This window comes from Deltaproteobacteria bacterium, from assembly GCA_029860075.1.
GTDB lineage: Bacteria > Desulfobacterota > JADFVX01 > JADFVX01 > JADFVX01 > JAOUBX01.
Genome location: JAOUBX010000003.1, coordinates 74300 through 89176, shown reverse-complemented (window position 1 = coordinate 89176; position 14877 = coordinate 74300). Strand labels below are relative to the sequence as shown.

Here is a 14877-nt window from a genome sequence, read left to right as displayed (position 1 = left end):
TCCCGATGGATATGCACATGACGGTGACCTATGGCTACGAGGCTTCGGTAAAAATACGTTCATTACCCGAAGCTGTACGATATACTTATAAAGAGGAGAAGAAAGAATCTGCTATGCCGGAAATCACTCTCACACCCGACATGTTGGCAGAATTACCTGAAGAACTGAAGCAGGCATTGAGGGAGGCTGCGTACAACCTCGATATTTCAACCACTGATGAAGTGATAGGTCGGATCCGCACTAATTACCCCCATATTGCTGAGGGATTACAGGTATTGGCAAAAGAATTTAGTTTTGACCGGATTCTGTTAATGTTGGATGAATTAAGGAAAAATAATGATTAAAAAGAGTCATGATTTCGCTAAAGTGAAGAAGGGCCGATGCCGGCTTACTATCTATCAATTAAGGGTAACAATAACTGTTGCTGCATTAATTTTCTTTTCTTTACCTTCCTTTTTGTATGGAGACAGGGGTTCCGAGCCGTCAGAAAACTCGTTGACAGCCGATGAAAAAGCCTGGCTTGACAGGAATCCCCACATTGCCCGTGAGGAGGCCGGCTACCTCTTTAACAATCTTGAAGACCGTCTTGGCTTAAGTATTTCAGACATCATCAGTACCTATGGAGACCGTATTCCCGGGAGCCAGGATGAACACATAAAAAAGGTATCCCATTTGAACAGAGCTAACCCTTTTTTACAAACCATCAATTATATCGATGGCAGCCAACGCATCCGTTATGTATCACCGCTGGAACCGAACCGGAGAGTCATCGGTTTAAAAATAGGCCTTTCCGGTCCTAAAGCTGCCCTTGAGGATGCTTTATCGAGCGGTAAGCCCGTTCTTTCAAGTCCATTTGTCATCATCCAGGGCAAAATGGGCTACTCCCTCATGATTCCACACGCTAAAGAGGGAGCCTTCGAACTGGTCTTCAGAGCAGAATCTGTCTTTGGTCCTGAAAGCCCCTTTCGAATGCATCAGGGAATTGCCATAAGAATTAGAGATGGCCACCAGACAGTCTATAATTCACCGGACTTTAGAGAAAAGAAAGGGTTGGTTCTAAGAACAAGTCAGCAGATGATGGGACACAATTTTCAATTAGAGATCATTCCAGGCGACCTTGTTGGGGAGAAAACTTTACTGGTTGGAAGCGAACTCGATTACCCTCCCTTTGCCCTGGTCAATAAAAAAGGTGAAGCCCATGGATTTAGCGTGGACCTCTTCAAGGCGGTAGCCCAGGTAATGGGGCTGAAAGTGCGATTCCGCGTAGGCTCATGGGAAGAAGTGCGTACTGCTCTGGAAAAAGGTGAAATTGACGCCCTGCCGTTAGTCTCCTATTCGGAAGAACGGGAAAAGGTATTCGACTTTACGGCGCCTTATACCACATCTGATGCAGTGGCTTTTATACGCAAAGGGGATGAAGGGATTGTCAGGGAAAAGGATTTGTATGGAAAGAGGATAATCGTTATGCGGGCCGATGCCACCCATGACTATCTTTTTGAGCAAGGGATAACACAAGACTTGCTGGCAGTTAAGTCAGTAGCGGAAGCATTGCGCCTGCTGGCCTCAGGTGAGGGAGACCTGGCTTTTCTTCCACGTTTAACAGGTTTGCTGGAAGTTAAGGAAATGGGATTGAATAACATTGTTACCAGGGGGCCAGGCTTTAACGTCTATGGACGGGGCTACGGCTTTGCAGTTCGGGAAGGCAATGCGGAACTTCTGGAAAAACTTAAGCTGGGGCTTAGTATCGTTAAAGCCAGTGGCAAATATGATGAACTTTATGACAAATGGTTTGGACTGGTCGATCCCAGAGGCGTTTCGAGAGAGACGATCCTCAAATACACTGCAATAGTTAGTACGGGATTTCTTTTAGTGCTAACGGCAGCCCTGCTCTGGTCCTGGTCCCTGCGACGGGAGGTGAAACAGCGGCGTTTTGCCGAGGCGGAACTTAACAGGCAAAGAATCTTTGTGGAGGCAGTTTTAGAGAACATACAGGATGGGATTGTAGCCTGTGATGATGAAGGTCTTCTTGCACTCTTTAATCGTGCTTCACGTACTTTCCACGGAATAGATGTAGAAAGCTTACCTCCTGATGAGTGGGCAAGCCATTACGATCTTTTTCTGGCTGATGGCGTCACTCCCATGTCGACAGAGGAGGTTCCTCTTTATCGGGCCTTTCGAGGTGAAAGGGTGAAAAACCAGGAGATGGTTATTACCTCACGGGAAGGGACCAAACGCACTGTTGTGGCAAGTGGCCAGGCCATGATCGATGAAAAGGGGAGGAAACTGGGGGCCGTCGTCTCCATGCAGGATATCACTGACCGCAGGAAGGTGGAAGGGGCGCTGAAGCAAAGTGAGCAACTCCTGCAAATGGTTATCGATACGGTTCCCGTTGTTTTGGTTATGAAAGATCGTGATGGACGTCATTTGCTGGTAAATCGCAATTTTGAAGAGGTGACAGGCGTGAAAAGGGAAGCTGCCATAGGGAAGGTCGATGCAGATATTTTCCCTCCTCATGCAGCTGCCAAAATCAGGGAATTTGATGAAAAACTGATAAAGGAAGGCAAGGAAAACTTTCAGGAAGAGGAAGTACCCGCTCCCGATGGAAGGGTGCATACTTTTTACAGCCGCAAAGTTCCTGTTTTTGATGAAGAAAATAAGGTGACGGGCCTTGTTCTTGCGTCGCTTGATATTACGGAAAAGAAAAGAGTCGAAAGGGAACTGCTCATTGCCAAGGAAGAAGCCGAAGCCGCTAATCAGGCCAAAAGCACTTTCCTGGCCAATATGTCCCATGAGCTTCGTACACCGCTCAATGCCATCCTCGGCTTTTCCGAAATGCTGGGTTATGACTCTCATATCAAGGCTTCTCAAAAAGAAAAACTTCATATAATCAGACGCAGTGGAGAGCACTTGCTGGATATGATCAATGACGTTCTGGATCTTTCCAAAATAGAGGCAGGCAAGGTGGAGATAGAGAACTCTCCCTTCGACCTTCATGCCATGTTGTCGGAAATCGGTCAAATGTTTGAAATACGTGCCCAAAGTGCAGGTTTGCTTTTTAATCTGGACATTGATCCGGCGCTGGTACGCTATATCAGGGCCGATATAGGTAAACTGCGCCAGGTTCTTATTAACTTGCTGGGCAACGCAGTGAACTTCACGGCAAAAGGCAGCTTTTCACTGAGTGCCCGTTCTTTGCCTGAAGCCCATAGTCCTGCCCGGTGCACCTTACAATTGGACGTAGCGGATAGTGGTCCCGGTATCCCTGAGGCGCAGATAGAGCGAATTTTTGAGCCTTTTTTTCAAATTGATGAAACCCGTACCTCGCCTAAAGGCACTGGATTGGGTCTGGCCATTAGCAAATCCTTTATAGAACTGATGAATGGAAGGATTTCTGTTGAGAGCAAATCCGGCGAAGGGGCACGATTTTCTGTTGAACTGCCTGTAAGCCTGGCGGAAGCGGCAGACGTGAGCAGCCTTGAGGTGGATAAAACTTTGGTAGCGGGACTCGAAGCGGGACAGCCTGAATGGCGTATTCTCATTGCAGAGGATAATATTGAAAACCGGCTTTTGCTTGGCGGCATACTGGAAGAGGCCGGATTTAAAACGAGAAATGCAGCCAATGGTGAAGAAGCGATTGCCCATTTTAAAGAATGGCATCCTCATTTAATATGGATGGATATGCGTATGCCTGTTATGGATGGTTTCAAAGCCACCGCAGCGATTCGGTCTTTGCCTGAGGGCGATAAAGTAAAGATTATTGCTATTACAGCCGGCGCTTTGAAAGAACAGCGTAAGAAAATTATGGAGGCAGGTTGCGACCATGTAGTCTATAAGCCATTCAAGAGCCATGAGATTTTCGATGCAATGGCTGAGCACCTCGGTGTGCGGTATATCTACGAAGAAAGGCCGCAAGTAGAAAAGGCTGAGCCTGAGATCACTCTTACTTCAGAAATGTTGGCTGAATTGCCTGAAGAACTGAGGCAGGCTTTGGGGGAGGCTGCGCACAACCTCGATATTTCAGACGTTAATGACGTCATCGACCGTATCGGCAATAAACAACCGGACATAGCCGGGGGGCTGCTGCTTCTGGTGAAGGAATTCCGCTTTGAGAAAATACTGGAACTGCTGGGTGGAAAACAGTGATATGAGTGATAAAAATAAAAAATTTCCAGGCACCTCACCAATGCCGTTAAAAGAATTCCTTTCTTTTGCTGTTTCTATTTCCGCAACTCTCGATGATTTACACAAAAAAGAAGTTATCCACGGAGATATCCGTCCCGGCAATATCAACTGGAAGGCGGACAACCTAAAGGCTTCACTGATGAACCCTTCGGCAATGGGCGCCGGAATATCTTTGTTCAGCGCGGCACGCCTGCCCTATATATCACCGGAACAAACGGGCCGCATGAACCGTTTCGTCGATTACCGTACCGATCTGTATTCTCTGGGTGTGACCTTCTATGAACTATTAACGGGGGAAGCCCCCTTCATTTCAGAAGACCCGCTGAAGATGATTCACAGCCATATTGCAAAAAGGCCGCAGCCGCCTCACGAAAGCAGAAGCGAAGTTCCAAAACAGATTTCGGCCATTGTTATGCGGCTGCTGGAGAAAAATGCCGAAGACCGCTACCAGTCTGCTTTTGGATTACAGCATGATTTGAAAGTATGCGTCGATCAGTTAGAGAAGAGTGGAGCTATCGAAGGATTTGAATTAGGCTTGTCAGATTATACAGGCATATTCCAGATCCCGCAGAAGCTATATGGCAGAGAAGCTGAAGTAAAATCCTTGCTCGACTCTTTTACAAGAATCTCTGACGGGACGGTCGAACTTTTTCTGGTGGCCGGTTATGCCGGCATCGGTAAGAGTGCGTTGATCCACGAGGTACAGAAGCCAATCACCGGAAAACGTGGATATTTTATCAAAGGTAAGTTTGACCAGTATCAGCGAAATGTCCCTTACTTTGCCTGGGGTCAGGCCTTCAGCAGTTTGATAGACTATCTTCTGATGGAAAATGAAGCTCAGCTCAAAACCTGGAAAGCGACTATACTAAAAGCTGTGGGACTAAACGGTAAAGTGTTAGCTGATGTTATACCCAACCTTGAACGGGTTATCGGGCCACAGCCTGACGTAGCAGAATTAGGCGGGCAAGAAGCGCAGAATCGTTTTAATTATGTGTTCCAAAGCTTTGTCAGGGTCATGGCTCAAAAAGATCATCCTCTTGTGATCTTTTTAGACGATTTACAATGGATCGATTCAGCTTCGTTAAACTTGCAGAAGGTATTACTTTCTGATCCTGATCTGGCTTTTTTTCTAATCATTGGCGCATACCGCGATAACGAAGTGAATGCATCCCATCCGCTGACCATGAGTATAACAGAGCTAGAGCGAGCTGAAGTCAACCTGAAACGCATGAGCCTTCAAAACCTTACCGCAAATGATGTGAGTGCGCTTATTGCTGATACACTACATTGCAACCGGAAATATAGCGCTCCATTGGCAAAGCTGGTTTATTCCAAAACCGGCGGTAATGCATTTTTCACCCATCAGTTAATGCATACCCTGGATGATGAAGGAGTGTTGAATTTTGACTCAAACTCCAGGCAATGGCAATGGGATATGAATGTCCTGAAAGCAATGGACATTACAGAAAACGTCGTTGATTTAATGACAGGTAAATTGCAGAAGCTACCTTTCAACACAGTTGAAACGATAAAATTGGCGGCGTGTATCGGCAACCGATTTGATATGGCTACGCTGTTGATCATAGTCAACAAACCTGAACAAGTAGTTAAAGAATGGCTTGGACCGGCCTTGCGGGAGGGCATTGTATCTACGATTGATGATCACTATAAATTTGCTCACGACCGCGTACAGCAGGCTGCCTATTCATTGATCCCTGAGAAAGAGTTAAAGTCATTCCATTTGCAAATAGGCAGATTATTACAAGACTATCCATCCACGCAAGATCGGATTTTTGATATTGTTAATCAGCTAAATTATGTGGTGGAATTGATAACCGAGCCTGGGGAGCGCACTAAATTGGCTGAGCAAAACTTAATGGCAGCTCGGAAGGCAAAGGCCGCATCTGCTTTTACCAGTGCAAAAAAGTATGCGGAGACAGGGATTGGCTTACTTGAATCAAAGAGCTGGCAAAATGACTATGAGTTGACCTTATCGCTTCATAATGAAAATGGGGAACTCGCCTCTTTGACCGGGCACTACGACCAGATCCCGCATATTCTTGAACTGATTCGCTCGAATGCAAAAAGCTTCAATGATCAATTGGGCATATGTATGACCCAAATCGAAGCGGAAACTTCGCAATATAGATTTGCTGAAGCACTAGAAATAGGTTTAGACCTTTTGAAGGATCTCAATATCAAGGTTCCCAGGCCTCCTTCAGATGAAGACATTCAAAATTTATACGACAAACTTCTGAGCTTACTGACCGACGATCCCATAAAGCGAATACAAGAATTGGAAAAAATGACCGACGAGAGAGCTTCGGCCACCTGCTCGATTATTGTTTCCGAGATGTCAACATCTTATTTCGTTGATCCCTCTCTCTTTCCTATCCTCGTATATCTCGGCGCAATTTCTACACTTGAGAATGGCCTGAATTCCTGGTCGCCACATTTTTTTGGAAATGTTTGCGAATTGATATGCGCTTCAATTACTCCTGAAACCCCCGCAGATGAGGCTATCAGCTTAATCCAATTTAACAAAAATCTGCTTCAGGCAACCCGCAATATGCTGGATAATCCCATTACGGCGAAATGCCGAACAAAAGGAATGATGTTGCTAACATTTAATTCTCCCTGGGTTAGACCGATTCAAGAGAGCATTGAACTGGCAAAGACCACTTATCATACAGGTTTTGAGGACGGTGATTTACTCTACGGTTCCTATGGAGCGATTCTCTTTGCCTTTACGGCCTTTGCTGCAGGTATGAATCTTGATCTGTATCAAAGTCAAATATCCTGGTTTACGAACAGCCTGAGTCATACGGGCCAGAAAGCAACGCTGAACTGGCTTTCGCTTTATCAACAATCCGCTGAAAACTTTATAGAGCTTTCCTCAAAACCTGATGAATTAAAGGGCGCCTATTTTGATGAAAGCGAATGGTTGCCGAACGCTATCTCTGCAAAGGATACCTTCGGCAGGCACAACTTCTTGCTTCAAAAGCTAATATTGGTCTATCACTTTGACCGGGACAAAGCTTTAGTCAAATATGCTCATGAAGTAGATTATTTCATAAATGCCAACCCCGGTTCCTTCACCATATCAATGTATTACCTTTACCTTTCACTTGCAAAGCTGCGGTTATGCACTATACCGGAAAAAAGTAATGATACGATGGACTGGGTAGACAAGGCCTTGCATTGGTTTGAAATCTGGGCTGAATTTGTTCCGTCCACCTTCCAACATAAGTACGACTTAATTATGGCCGAAAAAGCCAGGGTGGCAGATGAAACCGATAAGGCTTTGTATCATTACGATCAGGCAATCCAAGGCGCCCAAAAAATGGGTTTTATTAATGATGAGGCATTGGCCAACGAACTTGCGGCAAGGTTCTGGCTTGGAAAAAAGCATGAGGATATTGCATCTCTGTATATGAAAAAAGCCTATAACTGTTACCGACAATGGGGGGCTAAAGGCAAACTAAAATATTTGGTAGCTAAATACCCAAAACTTTTTGAGACGGAAGGAGTAACTGATGAGCGGCAAACACCTCTTGATCTGGATACGGTCATCAAGGCATCACAAACCATTGCCAGAGAAATTGTATTAGATAAGCTAATGACCAAGATGATGCAAATTGTTATTCAAAATGCAGGGGCGCAACAAGGGTTCCTGATTTTGGAGAAGGAGGGTAATTGGGTCATCGAAGCCGAAAGTGATATCGACCAAGGCGAGGTGCAGGTGCTGCAGTCGCTCAACGTGGAAGCGCGTGAGGAGGTCTCCCCCGGTATCATTCATTACGTAGCCCGCAGCAAGGAAAGTGTGGTCCTGAATAACGCCGCCACGGAGGGTGGTTTTACCGATGATCTCACAATTCAACAACCTCAGTCGAAATCCGTCTTGTGCACACCCCTAATCAACCAGGGTAAAGTCAGTGGCATTTTATATCTGGAAAACAAGCTGACCACAGGGGCTTTTACCCCTGAACGGGTGGAACTGCTTAATTTGCTCTCTTCGCAAATGGCAATGGCCCTGGACAACGCAAAGCTATATGCAAATTTAGAAGAAAAGGTGAAAGAACGTTCTAAAGAATTAGCTGAAAGTGAGCATTGGTTTCGTGTGGTCTTCGAAAATGTGGGTGATGGCTTAATGGTACATGGTTTTAAGCCCGATGGCTCACCAGAACCATTTTTACATGTTAATCCGCCCTGGTGCAAGAAGTTGGGCTATTCCATTGAGGAAATGTTAAAAATTTCGCCCCTTGAATTAGACGATCCTGAAATTGCCAGGGAAGTTGTGATGGGAGCTATGAAAAATCTTATAGAGAAAGGTTACGCAGTCTTTGAGGCTGTTCAGATGCGAAAAGATGGATCAAAACTCCCGGTTGAAGTTAATGCCAGATTAGTTCCTTTTAAAGGTAAAGATTATATTTTCTCAGCTGTTAGAGACATTACTCTACGTAAAGAGGCGGAAGAATCATTAAAGCTGGCTAAAGAAGCAGCAGATGCCGCCAACCGGGCCAAGAGCGTGTTTCTGGCTAATATGTCCCACGAACTGCGTACACCGCTAAATGCTATTCTCGGTTTTTCCGAAATGATGAGGCGTGATCAAAATGCGCCTACCGACCAACAGGAGAAGCTTAGTATTATCAAACGTAGTGGCGAACACCTGCTGAATATGATCAACGATGTGCTCGATCTCTCCAAGATCGAAGCGGGACGTTTAGAGCTTGAACCGATGGCCTTTGATCTGCAGCAAATGCTGGCTGATATAGCTAGGATGTTTGAGGTTCGCGCCGAAGGCGCCGGGCTGTACTTCGTGCTGGAGACCGATCCGAAATTGACTCATTTCATTAAGACTGACTCCGGCAAGCTGCGCCAGATCCTCATAAATCTGCTGGGCAATGCAGTAAAGTTCACTCAGGAAGGAGGTATCGCTCTGCGTATCCGGACTCTGCCCATGGCTGATAGTCCCGACATGCATAATTTACAGATAGAAGTTGAGGACAGCGGGCCGGGCATCGCCGCAGAGCGCATAGAGCGTATTTTCGAACCCTTTGTCCAGGCCGGGCGCTCTCCAGCCTCGACGGAGGGTACGGGGCTCGGTCTGGCCATTACAAAATCTTTCGTAGAGCTTATAGGTGGTGAAATCAGTGTAGAAAGTAAGCCCGGAGAAGGGGCGCTGTTCCGTGTTCAACTGCCGGTGGCTCTGGCCGACGCCGCTGAGGTTGGAGTGATGGAGGCGGCCAAATCCGCAGTATCAGGACTGGAGCCGGGACAACCCCAGTGGCGCGTCATGGTGGTTGAAGACAACATTGATAATCGGCTGTTGCTGAGCAGTTTGCTCCAAGGGGTTGGCTTTCATATCAGGGAAGCGGAAAACGGCGCAGAGGGCGTTGCCCTTTTTGCACAATGGCAGCCTCACTTCATCTGGATGGATATGCGCATGCCCGTCATGGATGGCTACCGGGCAACGGCGAAGATCCGCTCCCTGCCCGGTGGGGATAAGGTGAAGATCGTGGCGCTCACTGCCAGCGCTTTCAAAGATCAGCGAAAGAATATTCTTGATACAGGCTGTGACCATGTTGTCTATAAGCCATTCAAGAGCCATGAGATTTTCGACGCTATGGAACAGCAGTTAGGTGTGCGATATACTTATGAAGAGGAGATGAAAGAACCTGCTATGCCGGAAATCACTCTTACTTCAGAAATATTGGCCCAGTTGCCTGAAGAACTGAGGCAGGCATTGAGGGAAGCGGCGCACAACCTCGATATTTCAGCCACTAATGACGTCATCGAGCTTATCGGCAACAAACAACCGGACATAGCCAGGGGGCTGCTGCTTCTGTTGAAGGAGTTCCGCTTTGAGAAAATACTGGAGCTGTTGAAATGAAAATTCATATCTATCTTTTTGTTCTGGCGCTGTTCTTCCAAATTGTCATGCCGGGCCTTGTGTCTGCCAGGGACAATATCACCCTTAAAGTGGGTATTTTCGACAATAAGCCCATCGTCTTCCAGGATGAAAATGGCCTTGCTCAGGGGATTTATCCCGATCTGCTGCGGGAGATTGCACGTCAGGAAGGCTGGGAACTTGAATTCGTTATGGGAAGCTGGGCCGAGGGGTTCGAGCGGATACTAAGCGGCGATATCGATCTCATTACAAGCATTGGCTATACCAGGGAACGTGATGCCTCCCTCGATTTTCCAAAGGAACATGTCCTCACCATGTGGGGGCAGCTCTATGTGAAGGAGGGGGAGAAAATTACCCGCATCCCCGAACTGGCAGGGCGGAAAGTGGCTGTTCTCAAAGACGGCATTAATGGCATCAATTTCCTTAAACTTTGCGATGAACTCGGGATCACCGTCAATGTGTTGGAGATGGACGATTATCGCCAGGTTTTATCTGCCATCGAGGAAGGTCGTGTCGTTGCGGGTGTAGTGAATAGCATTTACGGATACTCTAATGAGGCAAACTATTCCATCGAAAGGAGTCCCATTCGGTTCAGCCCAATGAAGTTTCACTTTGCTGCACCCAAGGGGAAGCATGCCCACGTTCTCACCCGAATAGAATCCCATCTGCGTATATGGCGGCAGGATAAGTCCAGCTTCTATTACCAGACCCGTGAGCGCTGGTTTGGTGTCGAGATCCCCGATTATATATCGCCACAGGTGACCCTGACGCAGGAGGAGCAGGCCTGGCTTAAATCCCACCCCCAAATAACGCTTGGATTCACCCCGGAGATTGAGCCCCTGATTATCGAGGCCGAAGACGGAACACTTTCAGGCCTTCTCACAGATATTTATGAAGAGCTTGAAAAATTAACAGGGCTCAAGGTAAATATTGAAATCGATGCATGGCCGGCAACGATTAAAAAGGCAAAGCAGGGAAAGATCGATGGCCTGCTTGTTGCCGCCCCTTCTTTGGCAAAATCAATGGGATTTCCTCATTCAAAGACACTTGCCAAAGGGACACCTGCAATCTTCGCCAGGACCGATACTACCTTTAATATTAACAGCGAAAAAGACCTTATCGGCAAAAGGGTCGCCGTACTCAAGGGTATTTATGTCGTCGAAAAGGCCTTGGCTCCCTATAAAGACGAGATAGAAATCATCGAGGCGGACTCTGCTGAGGAGATGTTGACACTGGTACTCAGAGGAAAGGCCCATGTCGCCTATGGACTGAGTTATCATAATTACCTCATTGGAAAACAGATGCTTGTAGGCATAAAGCCCGTCTACTTTTCAAAGCAATATAGTGCCGACGGAGTCGCAACCATAAGGCGTGATTGGCCTGAACTCGTCTCTATTATGAACAAAGCACTGGATAGAATCGGCCAGGCCAGGCTCAATGCCATTGCCAACGAATGGACACACATCAAAAAGAAGCAGGGAACCGCACAGCTTGTTCTGAGTGAAAAAGAGAAAAAATGGTTGAATGCGCATCCGGTAGTGCGTATCGGACTATCCTCCCACTCACTTCCGCTGTCCGCAGTCGATAAAAAGGGCAAACCTATGGGAATGCTCGTTGATTATTTTCAAATCCTGAGGGAATACACAGGAGTTGATTTTGAGTTCATTCCCCTGTCATTTCCTGAAATGCTTGCTGCTGCAAAAAACAGGGAGATCGATTTATTCATGGCTTTTGCTTCCTCCGAACGGAAAGAATATGCACGCTTTAGTGAAGCACTGTTTACGGTGCCATACGTCATTATCACACGGCAGGACGCACCCATTATTGTTGGAATGAGCTGGTTGCACGGTAAAAAAGCAGCAGTTATTCGGGATATTGTTATGCATAGGTATCTAGTGGGAAATGAGCCAAAAATTGGTCTTGTACCGACAGATTCCGTATTGGAGGGACTTAAAGCCCTTTCAAACAACTATGTCGATGCCTATATCGGGGATGCCCTGACTTCCAGCTACATGATCAACAAGGAGCATATAGTAAATCTAAAGATTGCGGCTGCAGCGGGTGTACCTGCAGACGAAATCAGGTTTGCCGCAAGAAGCGACTGGCCGGAGATGTTGGGTATCCTTAATAAAGTTGTTGAGGCTATTCCTAGCGAAAAACACGATGAGATTAACAACAAATGGATGACAATCCGCTACGAGAAAGACTTTGACTACAGCCTGATGTGGAAGATACTGGCTCTGGTTCTGGTTGGATTCAGCCTCGTTATATTCTGGAACCTGAGTTTGAAACGTACGGTAGAAGGGCGCACTGCCCAACTCCGGCAAAGTGAAAGGAGCCTCAATAAGGCACAGGCCATTGCCCATCTGGGCAGTTGGAACCTGGATATTCCCAACAATAACTTGCTATGGTCCGATGAGACTTATCGAATCTTTGGTGTGACCAAAGGCACAGCCCTCACTTATGAAAAATTTCTTGAACATGTGCATCCTGACGATAAGGCCTTCGTCGATCGTTCATGGCAGGCTGCCCTTGGTGGTGAGCCTTACAATATAGAACACCGTATTACAATAGATGACAAGGTCAAATGGGTCAATGAAAGGGTTGAACTTAAGTTTGATAAAGAAGGGAGCCCCTTAAGGGGTATTGGTACAGTACAGGATATAACTGAGCACAAGCGTATAGAAGAAACGCTTTACTTTACCGCTCAACGTGGATGGAGCGTAACGAAAGAGGATTTCTTTCAATCGCTCGTGACCTATCTGGCAGAGTCCTTTGGGGTGGCCTATGCCTTTATAGACAAATTGACGGAACATGAGACTGCGCTCACCATGGCCCTTTATGCCGGTGGCAAAATTACAGAGAATATTGAATACCCCTTGAAATACACGCCCTGTGAAAATGTGATGGGGAAGCGCTTGTGCAGCTATCCTAAAGATATCCGCTCTCTCTTTCCCAATGACAAACTGCTCGACGAAATGAATGCAGAGAGTTATATCGGCGTCCCTTTATGGGATTCTGCCGGAGAAGCAATCGGACTCATTGCATTAATGGACACCAAACCCTTAAGAGAAGTCAAATTAATGGAATCCGTACTGCAGGTGGTTGCCATACGCGCCGCTGCTGAACTTGAGCGTAAGATTAGCGAAGAGGAGCTTAGCAGCTATCGCGAGCACCTGGAGGATTTGGTAAAAGAGCGAACGGAAGAGTTGACTGAGGCAAAGGAGGCTGCTGAAGCTGCCAATCAGGCCAAGAGCGCTTTCCTGACCAACATGTCTCATGAACTGCGTACTCCGCTCAACGCCATCCTCGGCTTTTCCGATATGCTCGGACGCGATAGTCAGACCACTGAAACTCAAAAGGAAAAGCTCAACATTATTAAGCGCAGCGGCGCGCATCTGCTGATAATGATCAACGATGTGCTCGACCTCTCCAAGATCGAAGCCGGAAGGGTTGATCTGGAAAAATTAGTATTCAATCTGCCGCAGATGCTGGAGGATCTGGGCAGCATGTTCGAGATGCGTGCCGAGAGCGCCGGGCTGCGCTTCGAACTGAAGCTTGACCCGGCATTGGTCCACTACATAAAGACCGACGTGGGCAAGCTGCGGCAGATTCTCATTAACCTCCTCGGTAATGCAGTGAAGTTTACTGATAAAGGTGGTTTCGCCCTGCGTGCCCGAACACAAACAATAACAGATGAACCCCAAAGGGTTACTCTGCAACTGGAGGTGGAGGACAGCGGACCGGGTATAGCGCCCGAGCAGCTGAAATACATCTTCGAGCCCTTCGTCCAGGCCGGACGATCTCCAAAAGCTACCAGCGGAACGGGGCTGGGGCTGGCCATTACAAAGTCCTTCATTGATCTTATGGGCGGCGAGATCAACGTAGAAAGCGAGCCTGGTCAAGGGGCGCTGTTTCGCGTCGAACTGCCGGTGGCCCTGGCCGATGCCTCAGAGGCGGGAGTCATTGAGGCGGCCAAAGCTGCCGTATCAGCACTGGCACCCGGACAAGGTGAGTGGCGTATCCTGGTTGTTGAAGACAACATTGAGAACCGGCTCTTGCTGAGCAGTCTGCTGGAGCAGGCGGGCTTTGAAATGAGGGCAGCGGAAAACGGCGAAGAGGCCGTCGCTCTATTTGAACAGTGGCGCCCTCACTTCATCTGGATGGATATGCGCATGCCTGTCATGGATGGTTACCGGGCAACGGCAAAGATACGATCCCTGCCCGGTGGGGATAAGGTGAAGATCGTGGCGTTAACTGCCAGCGCCTTCAAGGAGCAGCGTAAGAGTATTATTGATGCCGGCTGTGACGAGGTAATGTATAAGCCTTTTATAAGCCATGAAATCTTCGACGCCATGGAACAGCAGTTGGGTGTGCGTTATATTTATGAAGAGGAGCCGCAAGTAGAAATGGCTGAGCCCGGGGTTCCCCTCACTTCCGAAATGTTGGCTCACCTGCCTGAAGAACTAAGGCAGGCATTGAGAGAAGCTGCACATAACCTGCATATATCAGCCACCAATGATGTACTTGCACGCATTCGTAAAAATCAACCTGAGATTGCCAATGGTTTACAGAGGTTGGTGAAGGAATTCCGCTTTGAGAAGATACTGGAGCTGTTGGGAAAGTCGGGGAGGAGTGATGATTGAATAGAAATATTTCACGACGAATCAGAAACAGGGGTGCTTCCTTTATGCCTTTTTTGCAGTTTTTATTCAGCGATACCTTCCGTTGCTATGGGATGTCAAAATTACAGGGTTATTGTTATGTCAATGAAGCGGCCGCCA

At 47.2% G+C, this 14877-nt stretch carries 4 protein-coding genes; all 4 read left to right on the top strand.

Features of this window, described 5'->3' with window-relative positions:
* Positions 1-5: 5 nt before the first annotated feature.
* From OEV42_01615 to OEV42_01600, 4 genes are read left to right on the top strand one after another with little or no spacing between them, the layout of a single operon-like run.
* The gene (locus tag OEV42_01615) at positions 6-344 is read left to right on the top strand and encodes a hypothetical protein (GenBank protein MDH3972952.1); all 339 of its coding nucleotides are present in this window, start codon (positions 6-8) and stop codon (positions 342-344) included.
* Positions 337-4143 carry a transporter substrate-binding domain-containing protein gene (locus OEV42_01610; GenBank protein MDH3972951.1) on the top strand — a complete coding sequence of 1269 codons (3807 nt, stop codon included), beginning with the start codon at positions 337-339 and terminating at the stop codon, positions 4141-4143. Before OEV42_01615 ends, OEV42_01610 begins: the two co-directional genes overlap by 8 nt.
* On the top strand, positions 4130-10075 hold the full coding sequence (locus OEV42_01605; GenBank protein ID MDH3972950.1) for an AAA family ATPase: 5946 nt from the start codon (positions 4130-4132) through the stop codon (positions 10073-10075). The genes OEV42_01610 and OEV42_01605 overlap by 14 nt, the downstream gene beginning before the upstream one ends.
* The gene (locus OEV42_01600; protein MDH3972949.1) at positions 10072-14739 is read left to right on the top strand and encodes a transporter substrate-binding domain-containing protein; all 4668 of its coding nucleotides are present in this window, start codon (positions 10072-10074) and stop codon (positions 14737-14739) included. Before OEV42_01605 ends, OEV42_01600 begins: the two co-directional genes overlap by 4 nt.
* Positions 14740-14877: the final 138 nt, after the last annotated feature.